The sequence below is a fragment of the Yersinia sp. J1 genome, from assembly GCF_050586585.1.
Taxonomy (GTDB): domain Bacteria; phylum Pseudomonadota; class Gammaproteobacteria; order Enterobacterales; family Enterobacteriaceae; genus Yersinia; species Yersinia entomophaga.
On sequence record NZ_JBOBDP010000001.1, the window covers coordinates 973,897 to 991,871 of the forward strand.

The following is a 17,975-nucleotide window of genomic DNA, read 5'->3' on the forward strand; positions in this document are numbered from 1 at the left end:
TCTACTTCGTTGATAATAAGTTACAAATGATTGCTTAAGCTTTTAGAGACGGTACAATATTTGCCCTCAAGGACGATATTTTATCATCGTAACTATTAGCCTGCTTAATCCCAACATTATTAGAAAGGTGTGTACTTGCAAAAGTATCTAACAGAAGTCCGCTGCTTATTAGCGCTGGCTATTCCGGTGGTGATCGCCTCGGTATCCCAAACTGCCATGGGGGTGGTCGATACTATTATGGCCGGCTCGGTCAGTGCCACCGACATGGCGGCCGTCGCCGTCGGTACCTCAATCTGGCTCCCCGTTATCCTGTTCGGTCACGGCCTGCTCTTGGCATTAACGCCAACCGTAGCTCAATTAAATGGCTCAGGTCGCCGTGACCAAATCGCTCATCAGATTCGCCAGGGCTTTTGGCTGGCGTCGATATTATCGGTGCTGATTATGACTCTGCTGTATCACAGCGACCATGTCATCACCCGAATGCATAACATCGATCCGGTCATGGCAGAAAAAGCCGTGGGCTTCTTGCACGCGATTCTGTGGGGCGCGCCGGGTTATCTGTTCTTCCAGGTTTTGCGTAATCAGTGTGAGGGATTATCCAAAACCAAACCGGGGATGGTGATTGGTTTTCTTGGCCTGCTGGTCAATATCCCCATCAACTACATCTTCATCTACGGTAAGTTTGGCGCACCGGCGCTGGGTGGCGTGGGCTGTGGCGTGGCGACCGCCAGCGTGTACTGGGTGATGTTCCTGATGATGCGTTGGTATGTGACCAAAGCCCGTTCACAGCAGGATATCAAGCTGGAAAAAGGCTTCGCACCACCGGATTGGCATGTAATGAAACGCCTGAGCGGCCTCGGTTTGCCGATTGCTCTGGCGCTGTTTTTTGAAGTGACGCTTTTTGCCGTCGTGGCGCTGTTGGTCTCCCCCTTGGGGATTGTGCCGGTAGCTGGACATCAGATCGCACTTAACTTCAGCTCACTGATGTTTATGTTACCCATGTCTCTCAGCGTAGCGGCAACGATTCGCGTAGGACATCGTTTGGGCGAAGGCTCTGTTGCAGCCGCGCAGGTTTCGGCTTATACCGCCATCGCCGTCGGCCTGTGTCTGGCGATGATGACGGCGATATCGACCGTGATATTCCGCGAACAAATCGCCCTGCTCTACAACAAATCGCCGGAAGTGGTGATTATGGCGTCTCATCTGATGCTACTGGCGGCAATTTATCAGCTGTCTGACGCGGTACAAGTGATCGGCAGCGGCGTACTTCGCGGCTATAAAGATACCCGTTCTATCTTCTTTATCACCTTTACATCTTATTGGGTGTTAGGTTTGCCGAGCGGCTATATTCTAGCCCTGACCGATTATGTGGTCCCGGCGATGGGGCCAAGCGGTTTCTGGACCGGTTTCATTATCGGTCTGACCGCTGCGGCGATTCTGATGACATTGCGAATTCGTTGGCTGCAAAGGCAACCCGCCGAGTTTATTTTGCAGCGTGCCGCACATTAAACTCGTCGCAGTTATGATTCGGGAAATAAAGTTCTAAAAAAACCTGCGCCGGGTTATTCCGCCCGGTGCAGGAAAATCCGAATCAAAGCTGGAGAAAAAAACGTCGCAATGAGCGAAAGCTCAGCAATCGCGTGAAATTACGAATAAAATTGCGTTTTTCTCCTTGCCAGAGGACGGGCTGCCCGTTAATATTCGTCCCCGCCGTCACCTTTGATGGCCGGTAATAATCGATGCGTCCGTAGCTCAGTTGGTTAGAGCACCACCTTGACATGGTGGGGGTCGGTGGTTCGAGTCCACTCGGACGCACCAACATTATTATCAAGCATTGGCAGTAGATTGAATGATATGCGTCCGTAGCTCAGTTGGTTAGAGCACCACCTTGACATGGTGGGGGTCGGTGGTTCGAGTCCACTCGGACGCACCATTCAAACATCAGATTGACAAGATTATTCAGTGCGTCCGTAGCTCAGTTGGTTAGAGCACCACCTTGACATGGTGGGGGTCGGTGGTTCGAGTCCACTCGGACGCACCAAATCTTGATTCTTACCGCGCTTTCTCATTCATTCTTCTCATTCTCAACCGCTATTCTCATGACCCGCAAAATGCTTCAATTCGTTTTTCCAAGTTCCTGACGATCCAGCGCATTCACCTCGATTTTATTCGCTGTATAGCCCCTAATGTCACATAAAATTTACACTCTGTATGCTTAATCACTGACTGTTGCGCAACAAATCGCGCCGAGCGCCTCAGTTTGCGCTACATTTGCGTGATTTTTATCAAAACTGGTGATGAGAATTTGATTTTCATTTCATTTCCGGTCACTTACGCCGTATAATACGAACCGTCGTTTCAGTTGAATGGTTTCAGCATCTTGATCTATAGATACGCTAAAAAAATACAACTCCTCAATTGGCTGTCGCAGACAGGCCCAGCGCGAAGTCCTGCGCAAAAGTTTTCCGCTCGATCTCTTCAACTGTCACCTATTCTTAGTATTGTTTCATTACACCAGACACGCCCCACATTCCGTTCCGTCAGCCTAGCTGGCGGATTCTTTCGCTTTTTATCCATCACAACTTGTAGAAAAATCCGTCATGAAAAAGACTAAAATTGTTTGTACTATCGGGCCAAAAACCGAATCTGAAGAAATGTTGACCAACCTGCTGAAAGCAGGAATGAACGTCATGCGTTTGAACTTCTCCCACGGTGACTATGCTGAGCACGGTCAACGTATCAAAAATATCCGTGCGGTTATGGAGAAAACCGGTCTGAAAGCGGGCATCCTGCTGGACACCAAAGGCCCGGAAATCCGCACCATGAAACTGGAAGGCGGTAAAGACGTGGCGCTGGTTGCTGGCCAGACCTTCACCTTCACCACTGACCAGAGCGTGATTGGTAACAACCAAACTGTCGCCGTTACCTACGCTGGCTTCGCCGCTGACCTGAAAATCGGTAACACCGTGCTGGTTGATGACGGTTTGATCGGTATGGAAGTGATTGAAGTCACTGAAAGCACTGTCGTTTGTAAAGTACTGAACAACGGCGATCTGGGCGAAAACAAAGGCGTTAACCTGCCGGGCGTTTCCATCCAACTGCCTGCACTGGCTGAAAAAGACAAAGGCGACCTGATCTTTGGTTGTGAGCAAGGCGTTGACTTCGTTGCGGCTTCCTTTATTCGTAAACGTTCTGACGTGCTGGAAATCCGTGAGCACCTGAAAGCCCACGGCGGCGAACACATTCAGATCATCTCCAAAATTGAAAACCAGGAAGGCCTGAATAACTTCGACGAAATTCTGGAAGCGTCTGACGGTATCATGGTTGCTCGTGGCGACCTGGGCGTTGAAATCCCGGTTGAAGAAGTTATCTTCGCGCAGAAGATGATGATCGAGAAATGTAACCGCGCGCGTAAAGTGGTCATCACCGCCACCCAAATGCTCGATTCCATGATCAAAAACCCGCGCCCTACCCGCGCAGAAGCCGGCGACGTAGCTAACGCCATTCTGGACGGTACCGACGCAGTGATGCTGTCCGGTGAAAGCGCCAAGGGTAAATACCCGCTGGAGTCCGTGAGCATCATGGCGACCATCTGTGAGCGTACAGATCGCGTTATGCCTAGCCGCATCGAATCACTGAACGACAACCGCAAAATGCGTATCACCGAAGCCGTTTGCCGTGGTGCAGTTGAAACCGCAGAGAAACTGGGTGCTCCGTTGATCGTCGTTGCAACCGGCGGCGGCAAGTCAGCCAAGTCGGTACGTAAATACTTCCCAACCGCGACTATTCTGGCGCTGACCACCAATGAAGTGACTGCGCGTCAGTTAATTCTGACCAAAGGCGTTATCCCTTCCGTCGTGAAAGAAATTGCTTCTACCGATGATTTCTACCGTATTGGTAAAGAAGCGGCATTGGCAAGCGGTCTGGCGCAGAAAGGTGACGTAGTCGTGATGGTTTCTGGTGCACTGGTACCAAGCGGCACGACCAATACTTCTTCAGTACACGTTCTTTAATCCAACTCGGGTTGTTCTGCTGAATATATTTAAACGCCGCTTATTACAGCGGCGTTTTTCTTTTATCTTTTTGTTCCCGTCCTTTCTCAAAAAACATTTAATCCCGCCCCGGTTACAGGCTGTTTTATAAATAAGACTTGTCCCATGGAGTACATTGGTTTTGTTTTTATTTTTTAACGATTTTTTAAAACCAGACGCTTCTTTGAGCGAACGATCAAAATAAAGCTCATTAACATAAAAAATTTATTCTCTTTCGAAAAAAGTTTGTGTAATACTTGTATCGCTACATGGAGATTAACTTAATCTAGAGGGTGTTAATAATGAATCGTACTAAACTTGTACTGGGCGCGGTAATTCTGGCTTCTACTATGCTGGCTGGTTGTTCAAGCAATGCTAAAATTGATCAACTGTCTTCAGACGTTCAGACTCTGAACGCTAAAGTTGACCAACTGAGCAACGACGTGAACGCAATCCGTTCTGACGTTCAAGCAGCTAAAGACGATGCAGCACGTGCTAACCAACGTCTGGACAACCAAGCTCACGCTTACAAGAAGTAATATTACTTCAATGAAAAATGGCGCACATTGTGCGCCATTTTTTTTACCCCGAACAATCCCCTCACCTTCGTCATTTGCACTTTATCCTTATCCGGTAAGTCGATTTATTTATCTGCTGGAACAATGAAAGCATCCTTGCTTTCATCTTGTCCCGCAACGTCGAGGCGTTTATTTGCGGTGATTAGTGGGACTCAGAATAGATTGGGCCTGGCTGAGTAAGCTTAGGGATAGTCTGTTCTTCAGCCTGTGACGCTTCCAGAGGGGCTACAGCAGCCGGAGCGGCATCAGAGGCTACCATTCCTTTGCTGGCTAATACTGGCATCCCAGAACGGCGTACAATCGCACTTTCAACCACTGCGGTATCTGTCTCGCCATCGGCCATAAAGGCTTTCACACCGGCACTCAGCGCGATTGGCATGGTTTGCGGATCGTCATTGTCTGTACGGGACAGCGGCTGGTGAACTTCTACGTAGCGTTTACCGTCCGGTTCAACAGAATATTTGATCGGCTCATTGATAATCTGTACGCGGGTGCCTTTAGGTACCGAGTTGAACAGCGCCTGAATATCGTCAGGACGCAGACGGATACAGCCAGAGCTAACGCGCATGCCGATACCGAAGTTAGCGTTGGTACCGTGAATCAGGTACTCACCGGCACCGGCAGACAGACGCATCGCAAACAGACCCATAGGATTTTCCGGACCGGCAGGAACAACGGCCGGTAAAGTCACGCCTTGCGCCAGATAGTGCTTACGAATATTCGCCGTTGGCGTCCAGGTTGGATTCGGGATTTTCTGACTGACGGAGGTCGTCATAATTGGGGTGTTACGCCCTAACTGGCCGATACCGATTGGATAAACGATGACTTTATCCTGACCTTTTGGATAGTAGTACAGACGCAGTTCTGCCAGGTTAATCACAATGCCTTCACGCGGGGTGTCTGGCAGTATCATTTGCGTTGGAATGGTTAACACTGAACCCGGCTTAGGTAAGTACGGATCGGTGCCTGGGTTGGCTTCCAGCATACCCAATAGACCGATTTTATAATCGGCAGCAATAGCCTCCAGCGGACGGCCATCGTTTGGAACGGTAAAGGTAGTATTTTCACCAATAAGACGACTATTGGCCGGTGGCAGAGGATATTCAGTTGCATTGGCCGCAGTGATACTGCCTGCCATACAGGTGGCGAATAACATACCTATCAAAGTTAATGCACGTTTCATGCTTAGTTCCTACATCACTTCTTCAAATTCGGTTTATACGGCGAGCTAGTTCGTGTGATTTTCATAGCCAATAATTGGCAAAACTATACTAACAGTAATGATTCTAAAGGCAATTTATTTCTCTAAAAATCAAGGTGTTAGAAATTAATTTTTCTTTGCCTTTTTCGCCCCCCAGACAAGATTTAACCTGCTGAAATATCACCGTTTTAACACTGTGACTGACTTCGCAAAAATATTTTTATAACAATTATGGGTGAATAGATTAATAAATGATTAAGAAGGTTCTGAGAGGCAGACACGCTGCCTCGGAAGAAAGGTCACTCAGACTAATAATGATGCTTTATTACGAATTGCGCGAATCATTGCTTCCAATCCCTGGGATCGAGATGGCGTTAAATGCTGGCTTAGAGCCAAATCGGCAAAATAAGGGCGAACGTCCAGATCGATAATTTGCTGCGGAGTTAACCCCTGATACAGAATAAAGACGACCGCAACTAACCCTTTTACGATAGTCGCATCGCTGTCACCGGCAAAATGAATAGTGCCCTGCTCGGTCAAGGTCATGCTGATCCACACCTGGCTCTGGCAGCCGCTAATCAGGTTTTCTGGCTGGCGCTCGGTGTCGCTCAACGGCGGCAACATAGCGCCCAATTCGATCACGTACAGGTATTTTTCTTCCCAATTATGGCAGCGGGAAAAATTGCGAATCAATTTTTGCTTATCTGGCAACGTGGCCATGGAGAGGCTTCCTAATACGGTAAAAAATAAAGCTGACCAAGACGCTAGCCAGCTTTGATAACGGCAACGCTCTGACCAACAGGCGCTGCGGAGTTTGGCTTTACTTAGCCTAGCAAACGCTTGACCCGTTGTAACCCCGCCACCAGCCGGTTGATATCCTCTCGGCTGGTATAAACCGCCAGAGAAGCGCGGCACATGCTCGGCACGCCGTAGTGCTGCATCAATGGCATCGCACAGTGATGGCCGGTACGAATGGCAATCCCGTACTGATCGAGAAAACTTCCTACGTCAAAGGCATGATGTTGCCCCAGATTAAAGGCAATGACTCCCGCCCGTGACGCTGGACCGTACATGATTACCCCTTCAACCTGCTGCAGTGCTTCGACGGCGTAGGCCATCAGCTCATGCTCGTAGCGCTGTATGTTATCCAGCCCCAGTTCGCTCAGGTAGCTCATTGCCGCGCCTAACCCCATCATACCCGCGGTGTTCGGCGATCCGGCCTCAAAGCGCCCCGGCGCATCAGCGTAGGTGGTTCCTTCGGTCAGGCTGACGGTTTTAATCATCGCCCCACCGCCTTCCCACGGCGGCATTTGCTGCAACAGTTCGCTTTTTCCGTACAGAATACCAATACCGGTCGGTCCATACAGTTTGTGGCCGGAGAAAGCATAAAAATCACAGCCCAGTTTCTGTACGTCCACCGTCTGATGCATCACCGCCTGAGCGCCGTCCACCAGCACCAGCAAACCGGCGGCCTTGGCCGTTGCCACGATTTGCTCAATCGGGTTAACCGTACCCAATACGTTGGAAACGTGAGTCATGGCCAGCAAACGAGTCGAATCATCGATCAGGTGCGGTAGAACGCTCAGATCCAATTCGCCGCTCGCGGTAATCGGCCAGACGCGAATTTCAATGCCGCGCTCCTGAGCCAGCATCTGCCAGGGAACGATATTCGCGTGATGCTCCATTTCGGTGATGATAATACTGTCACCAGCTTTGAGGAAATGTCGCCCGTAGCTGTTTGCCACCAGATTAATAGCTTCGGTGGTGCCTTTCACAAAAACGATTTCATCCGGCGAGTTGGCATGGATAAATTCTGCCGCATGGCAGCGGACTTGTTCCATCGCCTGAGTCGCCTCAGCGCTGAGGGTGTGAATTCCCCGATGCACCGCCGCATAGCCGCTGCGGTAAAACTCTAGCTCGCGCTCAATCACCGCATTGGGTTTCTGCGCGCTAGCCGCGCTGTCCAGATAGGCCAGCGGCTGGCCGTTGACTTCCCGGGCAAGCAATGGAAAATCGGCGCGAATGCGTTCCAGCGGGTAACTCATAGTTGTTCTCTCATCATTATTCTCCCGCCAGACGCTCGGCAATCCGCTCCATCACCAGTTTACGGATGGTTTCGTTGCTCATCGCTTCGGTCAATTCCGCAGCGAAAGCAAAGATAATCATTTGCTGAGCATCGGCCTGACTGATACCGCGGGACTGTAGATAGAACAGCTGTTCGGCGTCAATCCGCCCGACGGTCGCACCGTGGCTGCACTTCACGTCATCGGCGTAAATTTCCAGCTGCGGTTTGGTGTCCACCTCTGCCAGTTTGCTCAACAACAGGTTGTTATTGGTCATCTGACCGTCGGTTTTCAGCGCGTGCTGTGCCACCTTGATCATGCCGTTAAACACGGCCTTGCCCCGCTCCCGCACCACGGTTTTATGTAGCTGACGGCTTTCGCAATAGCCTTTATTGTGTTCCAGATAGGTTCGGGTATCACAAACTTCGCGGCCAATAGGTAACAGCAGGCTGTTCATCGATAAACTTGCGCCCTCGCCGTTAAGCTGGGCGCTGGTGTTATGGCGAGTCAGGCCGGCACCCAGCAAGAAACTGTAGCTTCTGGCGCGAGCGTCACGTCCCATCACCACGTCATTATGAGCAAAGTGATAGCTTTGCGGCGTTTCAAAGGCCAGCTTGCAGTGGCTCAGTTGGGCATTGTCGCCGACAGAAATGGTCAGCCGCGCGCCGGTAAAGTGAGGCAAATCATTCAGGCTGACATAATGCTCGACAATATCAGCCTGAGTATTCGCTTCCAGCATCACATGGTGGCGATAGTGGCTGGTATTCACCAGCTCAGTATCTGCACCAGAGCTGATATGCAGCAGATATAGCGGTTTTTCCGCCTGTTTTCCCGCTGGCAGACGAACCACTGTGCCCTCCTGCGCCAGACTTTCCGTCAGATGCAGGAATACCTCAGATTGCACCGGGGCAGGCAATTCGGAGGCAGCAGTCAGTGGGCTAACCAGATAAACACCGAATTCGGTATCGCTCAGGCTGGCGTCGAAACGGCCGTCCACAAAGACCAGACGATAGGCGTCTAGCGGCAGCGCCAGCGCGGTTAACTGCTGTGAGCTAACCTGTGTCTGAGCAAAGCCAAAACGTTGTTCAAGCAAGTGGTTAATCGGAGTATATTTCCAGTCTTCATGCTTTGCGGTTGGGAAACCCAACCTCTGAGCCTGCTGCCAATGGCTATCGGCACGCCCACCGCGAGCGCCTTGCTGTACCAATTGACTCAGTTGCTGCAGTACCGTAGCACTGTTCTGATGCGGGTTATTACTGTTGGTCGGTAAGCCAGCCATAGCCTTGCTCCTCCAACTGTTTGACTAGCGAGAAGTCACCGGACTTGATAATTTTGCCCTGATACAGCACGTGTACGAAGTCGGGCTTCACGTAATCCAGAATACGTTGATAGTGGGTTACGATGATGAAAGCACGTTTTTCATTGCGTAGAGAGTTCACCCCGTTCGCCACGATTTTTAACGCATCGATGTCCAGACCGGAGTCGGTTTCATCCAGAATGCACAGATCTGGCTCCAACGCCGCCATTTGCAGGATGTCATTACGTTTTTTCTCACCGCCGGAGAAACCAACGTTCACCGAACGAGTCAGCAAATCTTCCGGCATCTTCAACAGTTCAATTTTTTCTTCAATGAAATCGGAAAAATCGAAGCGATCTAAAGGTTCTTCTTCACGGTATTTACGTACCGCATTCACGGCCGTTTGCAGGAAGAAATGGTTACTGACACCGGGAATTTCTACCGGATACTGGAACGCCAGGAAAACCCCTTCACCGGCGCGTTCTTCCGGATCCAGCGCCAACAGATCCTTATCTTTAAAGATCACTTCGCCTGCGGTGACTTCATATTCTTCACGGCCGGCCAGCGTGGCGGACAAGGTACTTTTACCCGAGCCGTTCGGCCCCATGATGGCATGAACTTCACCGGGTTTGATTTCCAGATTCAGGCCTTTGAGGATCTCGTTGCCTTCTACGCTGACTTTTAAATTCTTGATGCTTAACATGCTGTTTCCTTTGTGCGCCGTGGCGCAACGCTGTGCGGTGCAAATGCCACGGGATTAACCCACGCTGTGTTCCAGGCTAATGGCGAGCAATTTCTGCGCTTCGACGGCAAATTCCAGCGGTAATTCCGAGAAGACATCTTTACAGAATCCGTTGACGATCATCGAGATAGCGTCATCTTCGCTGATGCCCCGCTGCAGACAATAGAACAGTTGGTCATCGCCAATCTTGGAGGTGGTGGCTTCGTGTTCCAACTGAGCGCTGTTGTTGCGCACTTCCACATACGGGAAGGTGTGCGCGCCGGAATCCGGCCCAATCAACATCGAGTCGCACTGGGTAAAGTTACGGGCATTTTCCGCACTCGGTAGGATTTTCACCAGACCACGATAGGTATTCTGGCTATGGCCGGCGGAAATCCCCTTGGCGATAATGGTGGATTTAGTATTTTTGCCAATGTGGATCATCTTGGTGCCGGTATCGGCCTGCTGATAACCGTTGGTCAACGCCACGGAGAAGAATTCGCCGATGGAGTTATCACCCTGCAAAATCACGCTCGGGTATTTCCAAGTAATGGCCGAGCCGGTTTCCGACTGAGTCCACGACATTTTTGAACCTTCCCCTTCACACAGAGCGCGCTTGGTAACAAAGTTGAGAATGCCGCCGGTGCTGGCCGTACCGGCAAACCAGTTTTGCACCGTGGAATATTTCACTTCGGCATTTTTGTGCAGAATCACTTCCACCACCGCCGCATGCAACTGATAGGTATCACGCACCGGCGCAGAACAGCCTTCGATATAGCTTACGTAGCTGTCTTCATCGGCAATCAGAATGGTGCGTTCGAACTGGCCGGTTTTCGCCGCGTTAATACGGAAGTAGGTAGAAAGCTCCATCGGGCAACGCACGCCTTTCGGCACGTATACGAAGGTGCCGTCCGAAGCCACGGCGGCGTTCAATGCGGCAAAGAAGTTATCTTTGGCGGGCACTACACTGCCGAGGTATTTGCGAACCAGATCCGGGAATTCCTGAATTGCTTCACCAAAAGAGCAGAAAATAATCCCGTGGCCAGCCAGTTTTTCACGATAAGTGGTGGCGACCGAAACCGAATCAAAAATCGCATCTACCGCCACTTCCGCCCCTTCACGAACCGGAACCCCTAACTGGGCAAAGGCGTTTTCCACTTCTGCGGTGAGATAATCATTGGCGGCGGTGCCGAGATCTTCGCCGTCGGTCGGCTGCTGCACTGCGCCGGGTTGGGAACCGCAGTTGTCATCGCAGCTACCGCAAGATGGTGCCGAGTAATAGCTGTAATCCTGATAATCCAGGCTTTGATAGTGGGCTTTCAGCCAATGCGGTTCTTCCATCTCCAGCCAGCTTCGATAAGCACCGAGACGGAATTCCAGCATCCACTCAGGTTCGTTACGTTTGGCCGAAATCGCTCGCACCACATCTTCGTTGATGCCTTTGGCCAACTCATCGGTGGCTAAATGGGTAAAGAAGCCTTCTTTGTAACGACCATCACTGACCCAAGCCTGCACATCATCTGGAACTTCTACATTGCTTCGTGTCATTTCGTTTACATCACTCAAACGCCAAAACTCTCGCCACAACCGCAGGCATGCTGAGCTTTAGGATTATTAAATTTAAAGATCTGATTCAGCCCTTCGCGGACATAATCTACTTCCGTGCCATCAATAAAAGGCATCGCTTTTAACGGTACAAAAATTTTGGCTTCGCCATGCTCGAAAACCAGATCGTCATTGGCAGGGTTTTTTGCCATGTCCATCACGTAGGCAAACCCGGCGCAGCCGGATTGTTTAACGCCCAGATGCAGCCCTTTCACTTCGGGATCTTGCTGCATTAAGCGGGCAATCTGCGCGGCGGCACTGTCAGTAATGGTGACGCCCTGCCAATCATTGTCGTCGAGTGAAAATGTACCAACTGTATCCTGTTGCATATGACCTACCTTATCTATCTCAACAACCTTATTAGTTGTTATTATGCTGGTTGAACCTCACTCGGCGTCAACACAGATTGTTCACAATGGTAGTGATAATAATTATCACTTCAACCGTTTGTTTTGCAGGGATATTAAGAAAAGTGCCTTTTTAACCCCGGGTGAGGCGGCAACCTATAAGGAACGCTGCGATGGCCAGAAAAAACGGAAGAGAGTCGCACAATATTATCATTATGAAATCACACAATATATTTCATAATAATAACTGAAAACCCTGCATTATTAGAGGCCAATTTCCCTTTACTTCTAATAATTTTAAACATTCATAGGAAATACCTATTTCTACGCTAACTTTAGCCGAAAATCCCCCTCGGAGGAAACCTCTACGGCAAAAAGTGACCGATTTGATCGTGAAAAAATAAGCCGTTCGCGGGTAAGGGATTGAATGAAAGGAAACTGTGTCTGACAAGGATTAAGAAATATTCAGAACCGGCGCTGTCCGGTTCTGAAAATACCGCTTCAGATTAGGCAAAATGAAGACAGACGCTAGCTGCCTAAAATTGCCGTAGTGAGACGTGATGTACAGCAAAGCCGATCCTGCTGATCGAAAATCTCGATCTGCCAAACCTGATGAGTACGGCCAGCGTGAACCGCCCGACACACGCCGCGAACCACCCCTTCCCGCACCGCTCTCAGGTGGTTGGCATTAATTTCCAACCCTACCACCTGTTGATCACATTCGGTGGATAGATAACCCGCCATTGAGCCCAGCGATTCCGCCAACACCACAGACGCCCCGCCGTGCAGTAGGCCAAAAGGCTGGCGCGTGCGGTGATCCACCGGCATTGTCCCTTCGATTTCATTGTCCCCGATGCGGGTAATTTCGATGCCCAAATGGGACACCATGCAACCTTCACCCACTTGATTCAAGTCTGCCAGCGTAGCTGCTCGTTTCCAAAGCATTAAACTATCTCCAATAGAGCCTGTAACGGATGCCTGAGGCTATTTCCTTCCATTCGTTTTACCTGGCTACGGCATGAATAACCCGTTGCCAGACAGCGTTTTTCCGGCAATTTCTGCAATGCCTGCTGCCATGATAGTTCATAAATTCCGATCGAGTTATGGAGATTCTTCGATTCGTGACCGTAGGTGCCCGCCATACCGCAACAGCCAACGCTGACGTTTTCCAGCCGCGCGCCGTAGCGTGAAAATATCCCCGCCCACTGCTGCCCGCTGGCCGGTAGCGCGGTGCTTTCAGTACAGTGGCCAAACAAATACCAAGGTTCATCGTTCAATGGCTGCGCTGGGCTATCCGGCAATGTCGTCTGTAACCATTCATGTACCAGTTGCACCTTAAAGTGACCGCGACGCTCTCCAAGCATTTCCTGATATTCATCGCGATAGCACAGTACCAAGGCCGGATCGACGCCCACCAGCGGCATGCCTAATAAGGAAATTCGATTAAGGAACTCGGCGGTTTTAGTCGCAGTTTTAGCGAATCGCTGTAAAAAACCTTTGATATGTTGGGCTTTACCATTAGGCGAAAACGGCAGCAAGACCGGATTAAAACCGAGTTTTTCTACCAATCGAACAAAATCAGCCACCACCTGTGCATCGTAATAACTGGTAAAAGGATCCTGTACAATTAGCACATGATGGCTACGTTCTTCATCACTCAGTTTTTCCAACTGTTCCAACGTCATCGTGCTGGCATAGTGGCCGGACAGCGCCTGTTTCAGGGTCGGCGTCGAGAGCAGCGGTAAATCCACCATCCCAATACTCCGGCGACTCAGTTCGCTCACCCACGGCTGTTTCAGGAAGAAATTGAACAGGTTGGGCGCCTTGGCCATCAGCGGCGTATAGCTTTCCACGCCAGCGACCACGTAATCACGCAACGGACGGTGATAACGGGTGTGATACAGCTGCAGGAAGCGCGAACGGAACCCCGGCACGTCAATTTTAATCGGGCATTGAGTCGAACAGGCTTTGCAGGCCAGACAGCCTGACATCGCCTCCTTCACTTCGTGGGAGAAATCGTAGTCCCCTCGATTGGCGCGCCAGCTATGTCTGGTTTTTTCGATCAGTCCACGCAGGCTAGGCCGGCGATTAGCCAGGCCGTTTTCCAGTACCAGAGGATCGACGCCCTGTTCGCTCAGCAAACGCAGCCATTCCCGCACCAATGTGGCGCGACCTTTCGGGGAATGAATGCGGTTGCCGCTGATTTTCATTGAAGGACACATCGGGCTGCGAGCATCGAAATTAAAGCATAATCCGTTGCCGTTACATTCCATTGCGCCGCGGAATGACGTGCGCACCGTCAGCGGAATTTGTCGATCCTTTATGCCGCGTTTTGCCGAGGTATCGACTTTCATCATCGGCGCATCACTGTCTAACGGAGAACAGATTTTCCCCGGATTCAGGCGATTGAGCGGATCGAAAGCAGACTTAATGCGCCGCAGCTCGTGATACAGTTTTTCACCGAAGAAACCCGGGCTATATTCAGCGCGGAAACCTTTTCCGTGTTCTCCCCACAGTAAGCCCCCGTAACGCGCAGTCAGCTCGACTATCCGATCGGAAAGCTGTTTCATCAGCATTTCCTGCTGCGGATCGCACATGTCCAAAGCCGGACGCACATGCAGCACGCCGGCGTCTACGTGACCAAACATGCCATAACTCAGGTTATGGCTATCCAGCAACTGACGGAATTCGACGATATAGTCCGCCAGATTTTGCGGCGGAACGCAGGTATCTTCGGCAAAAGGAATGGGTTTAGCCTGACCCTTACTGTTTCCGAGCAATCCTACGGCTTTTTTACGCATACCGTAGATGCGCTCAATACCGGCCAGATCGTCACAAATCTGATAGCCAATCACACCGCCCTGCTGCGTAGACATCAATTCATCTAACCGCTGACACAACGAGGCCATTTGCTCGTCGATAAGTTCCCGATCATCTCCGGCGAATTCGACAATATTCAGTCCCAATAGCGTCTTATCTGGCACATCGGTGATCAATTCTTTAACTGAATGCCACACAATGTCTTCTCTGGCCAGATTCAGCACCTTAGAATCCACCGTTTCCACCGACAGCGCCTTGGCTTCCACCATGAAAGGCGCATTGCGCAAGGCCGAATCGAAGGAATCATATTTAACGTTCACCAACCGCCGCACTTTCGGCAGACGGGTAATGTCCAGCTTGGCTTCGGTAATAAAGGCCAGCGTGCCTTCCGACCCGCATAGAATACGTGTTAAATCAAAAGATTGCAGATCATCACTCAAAACATGGCGCAGATCGTAACCGGTCAGGAAACGGTTCAGTTTGGGGAATTTTTCCAGAATCAGCGCGCGGTTATCCCGACAACTCTCCAGCACGCTACGATAAATACGCCCAATTACCGACTCCTCGGCGGCGATCGCTTCGGCCTGAGCAGTTGGCAGCGCGCGAGTATCCAGCAGTTCGCCCCCCAAAAGCACCGCTCGCAGACCTAAAACATGATCGGACGTTTTGCCATACACCAACGAGCCTTGCCCGGAAGCATCGGTATTAATCATGCCGCCTAACGTGGCGCGGTTGCTGGTAGAGAGTTCGGGAGAGAAGAAATAGCCGTGCGGACGCAAATATTGATTAAGTTGATCTTTAATCACACCGGCTTCAACTCGCACCCAGCCTTGCTCAGTGTTGATTTCCAGAATGCGATTCATATGGCGGGACATATCCACCACAATACCGGTATTCAGTGCTTGACCGTTGGTGCCTGTGCCGCCGCCACGTGGGGCAAAGGTCAAAGATTGAAACGTCGATTCTCCGGCCAAACGACCAATCAGGGTGACATCGGCGGTGGATCGCGGGAATACCACCGCATCGGGCAGCAATTGGTAGATACTGTTGTCCGTTGCCATCGTCAGGCGGTCGGCGTAATCGGTGGCGGTGTCGCCGGTAAAACCGTGTTGCTTCAATGCCTTCAAAAAGTCCAGCACCAGCGGTAAGACGCCAGGGGCCTGAGAAATCCGTGGGATCATTATGGTTGACCCTATCTATGTTGTTTTCACACACGCCATCCGCCGCGCATCACCCTGTCACATCAGCGAATATACGTACTCCAGTGGCAGAAAGGTTAGCCGCTTGTTAATGCTCTTGTCGAATCATTTATGACAATTCAGAATGATGAGAAAGGCTTGGCTCATTGCAGGGAGGAATAGAATAATAATTGATTAACGATCAACATTTTATATTGCCCTGCCAACGAACAGATCAACTCGCATAGAGTGTAAAAAAGCCCACGTCAGAAACTTTCAGGCAGCAAACGTCGCGGTAAAACCGGCGTTGTAAAACACGAATACGGGGTTGGCATAAGAAGATGTAAACCATTCCGCGCCGCTGGTGCCATTAGCGTCGAGTCTAGCTCTGCGGCATTCTCTCTCTATAACGCGATACCTCTGTGATATTTCTCTCAATAGAACGACATCGCTGTAACACCGGCTATTCCCCGAACCAAATGATTCGCGAATGAATCTACCTCACAAAATAAGCGTGCTTTTATTACTCAGCTCCGTCAGTAAAAATGCTATGAATCTGTTAAATTACGCAAAAATACACCATGATTAGACAGTCAGTCCGAATACGGCGACCTTGCCCTACTTATCGAAACGAGAACTCACCGATGAATTACCCGCAACAACATCGTTACGACTTACCCAAACTCATATTTGGCGTGATATTCATTTTGATAATGATCATTGCCAGCTTCTGGGTGGTTCAACCCTTTATTTTGGGGTTCGCCTGGGCGGGAATGGTGGTTATTGCTACCTGGCCTTTATTGATTCGTTTGCAGGGGTTACTTTGGGGACGGCGCTCATTAGCCGTTGTCATTATGACACTGCTGTTAATTCTGCTGTTCGTTATCCCAATTGCGCTGTTGGTCAGTAGCGTTTTGGAAAATAGCGCTCCGTTAATTAAATGGGCCAGCAGTCCGGCGAATTTACAGATACCGGAAATGGCATGGCTAAAATCTGTTCCGATGCTCGGTAACAAACTCTACAGCAGCTGGCATACCCTGATAGCCGGCGGCGGCAATGCGCTAATGGCGAAAGTTCAGCCTTACGTGGGGGAAACCGCCACCTGGTTTGTGGCTCAGGCCGCTCACGTTGGCCGCTTCCTGCTGCATCTGACTCTAATGGTGTTATTCAGTATCCTGCTGTATTTCCACGGTGAAAACGTCGCACTGGGGATTCGCCATTTTGCCGTTCGTCTGGCAGATAAACGCGGCGATGCTGCCGTCATACTGGCGGCGCAAGCCATTCGGGCCGTAGCGTTGGGCGTGGTTGTTACCGCGCTGGTGCAAGGGATTCTGGGCGGAATTGGACTGGCTATCGCCGGCATCCCCTACGCGATGTTATTGACGGTAGTGATGTTTGTTTGCTGCGTCGCGCAACTTGGCCCCTTACTCGTACTGGTTCCGGCGGTTATCTGGCTGTACTGGAGCGGGGACAATACTTTTGGCACTCTGCTATTGGTCTGGAGCTGCGTAGTCGGAACGCTAGACGGCGTGCTGCGGCCAGTGCTGATCCGTATGGGCGCAGACCTGCCTATGATCCTGATTCTGTCTGGCGTTATCGGCGGTTTGCTCTCCTTCGGCATGATTGGCCTGTTTATTGGCCCGGTGGTTCTGGCCGTCTCATATCGCCTGGTGAGCGCCTGGATTCATGAAGCGCCTGAGCCGGTAGAAGATGTCGCCGAAGTCGCTAAACACTTAGATGAACTCTAATAGCACAATGGCTCGTTGGTAATACTGGCGAGCCATTATTTTCTCATTCCCTCCTTGCCCAAATAATAGATAAAGCTTTAGGTTCAACACTCTCCATTCTTTTTTCACGTTAAGAAACTCAAGTTTATTAAAACAGCATTGTTATTCACTATAAAACCGCCCACACTCTTTCATTTAGTCACTGATAAACAACCGTTTTTATTAGGATGATTCTTAATGACTATCTAACTTATTTTATTTAAGATTATTATTAATCGACAACTCATTTGAGATGTTTAAATAAATCAGTAGATTATTGCTTTATCGCAATATCAGCACCGAATACCCTAATTGCTGTGTGTAGTCTTTGCCTATCTCCTATGATGGGCTTTTTTTTGTCTTCCGCG

Annotated in this window: 13 protein-coding genes, 3 tRNA genes and 1 other RNA gene; 8 read left to right on the forward strand and 9 right to left on the reverse strand. The window is 50.3% G+C overall.

Annotated features, from left to right (window positions below):
- Positions 1-135 precede the first annotated feature (135 nt).
- From ACQ4OC_RS04175 to ACQ4OC_RS04200, 6 genes are all read left to right on the forward strand, one after another.
- Positions 136-1,509 (forward strand): MATE family efflux transporter, encoded by a 1,374-nt coding sequence (locus ACQ4OC_RS04175; protein ID WP_064513978.1) that lies wholly within the window; start codon positions 136-138, stop codon positions 1,507-1,509.
- A gap of 232 nt (positions 1,510-1,741) precedes the next feature.
- Positions 1,742-1,818 (forward strand) — tRNA-Val (locus ACQ4OC_RS04180).
- A 38-nt stretch (positions 1,819-1,856) separates the two neighbouring features.
- Positions 1,857-1,933, forward strand: a tRNA-Val gene (locus ACQ4OC_RS04185).
- 31 nt (positions 1,934-1,964) lie between these two features.
- Positions 1,965-2,041 (forward strand) — tRNA-Val (locus tag ACQ4OC_RS04190).
- A 559-nt stretch (positions 2,042-2,600) separates the two neighbouring features.
- A complete protein-coding gene (pykF, locus tag ACQ4OC_RS04195) occupies positions 2,601-4,013 on the forward strand; it encodes a pyruvate kinase PykF (RefSeq protein WP_049600123.1) in 1,413 nt (470 codons plus the stop codon).
- Between the two features lie 320 nt (positions 4,014-4,333).
- Entirely contained in the window at positions 4,334-4,570 is a 237-nt protein-coding gene (locus ACQ4OC_RS04200; RefSeq protein WP_005165631.1) for a major outer membrane lipoprotein, read from the forward strand.
- A gap of 181 nt (positions 4,571-4,751) precedes the next feature.
- On the opposite strand, the gene ACQ4OC_RS04205 is transcribed toward ACQ4OC_RS04200, so the two are convergent.
- From ACQ4OC_RS04205 to ydiJ, 9 genes are all read right to left on the reverse strand, one after another.
- The gene (locus ACQ4OC_RS04205; RefSeq protein ID WP_064513980.1) at positions 4,752-5,792 is read right to left on the reverse strand and encodes a L,D-transpeptidase family protein; all 1,041 of its coding nucleotides are present in this window, start codon (positions 5,790-5,792) and stop codon (positions 4,752-4,754) included.
- Between the two features lie 321 nt (positions 5,793-6,113).
- Positions 6,114-6,530, reverse strand: coding sequence for a cysteine desulfuration protein SufE (gene sufE, locus ACQ4OC_RS04210; protein ID WP_120805557.1), 417 nt, complete (start codon positions 6,528-6,530; stop codon positions 6,114-6,116).
- 104 nt (positions 6,531-6,634) lie between these two features.
- Positions 6,635-7,855, reverse strand: coding sequence for a cysteine desulfurase SufS (gene sufS, locus ACQ4OC_RS04215; protein WP_430970960.1), 1,221 nt, complete (start codon positions 7,853-7,855; stop codon positions 6,635-6,637).
- Positions 7,856-7,871: 16 nt separating this feature from the next.
- Positions 7,872-9,152: a Fe-S cluster assembly protein SufD gene (gene sufD, locus ACQ4OC_RS04220; protein ID WP_430970961.1), complete on the reverse strand. Its 1,281-nt coding sequence runs from the start codon at positions 9,150-9,152 to the stop codon at positions 7,872-7,874.
- On the reverse strand, positions 9,127-9,873 hold the full coding sequence (gene sufC, locus ACQ4OC_RS04225; RefSeq protein ID WP_120805561.1) for a Fe-S cluster assembly ATPase SufC: 747 nt from the start codon (positions 9,871-9,873) through the stop codon (positions 9,127-9,129). The genes sufD and sufC overlap by 26 nt, the downstream gene beginning before the upstream one ends.
- Positions 9,874-9,927: 54 nt before the next feature.
- Positions 9,928-11,439 (reverse strand): Fe-S cluster assembly protein SufB, encoded by a 1,512-nt coding sequence (gene sufB, locus ACQ4OC_RS04230; RefSeq protein WP_064513990.1) that lies wholly within the window; start codon positions 11,437-11,439, stop codon positions 9,928-9,930.
- Positions 11,440-11,453: 14 nt separating this feature from the next.
- On the reverse strand, positions 11,454-11,825 hold the full coding sequence (gene sufA / locus ACQ4OC_RS04235; protein ID WP_064513991.1) for a Fe-S cluster assembly scaffold SufA: 372 nt from the start codon (positions 11,823-11,825) through the stop codon (positions 11,454-11,456).
- A gap of 546 nt (positions 11,826-12,371) precedes the next feature.
- Positions 12,372-12,788 (reverse strand): hotdog fold thioesterase, encoded by a 417-nt coding sequence (locus ACQ4OC_RS04240; RefSeq protein ID WP_064513993.1) that lies wholly within the window; start codon positions 12,786-12,788, stop codon positions 12,372-12,374.
- The gene (gene ydiJ, locus ACQ4OC_RS04245) at positions 12,788-15,844 is read right to left on the reverse strand and encodes a D-2-hydroxyglutarate dehydrogenase YdiJ (protein ID WP_430970962.1); all 3,057 of its coding nucleotides are present in this window, start codon (positions 15,842-15,844) and stop codon (positions 12,788-12,790) included. The genes ACQ4OC_RS04240 and ydiJ overlap by 1 nt, the downstream gene beginning before the upstream one ends.
- A 641-nt stretch (positions 15,845-16,485) precedes the next feature.
- Between ydiJ and ydiK the strand changes: the two genes are divergently transcribed.
- Together ydiK and rprA are read left to right on the forward strand one after the other, a co-directional pair.
- The gene (gene ydiK / locus ACQ4OC_RS04250; RefSeq protein WP_064513996.1) at positions 16,486-17,589 is read left to right on the forward strand and encodes an AI-2E family transporter YdiK; all 1,104 of its coding nucleotides are present in this window, start codon (positions 16,486-16,488) and stop codon (positions 17,587-17,589) included.
- A gap of 273 nt (positions 17,590-17,862) precedes the next feature.
- Positions 17,863-17,967: antisense sRNA RprA (rprA, locus tag ACQ4OC_RS04255), an RNA gene on the forward strand.
- The last annotated feature ends 8 nt before the right edge of the window (positions 17,968-17,975 follow it).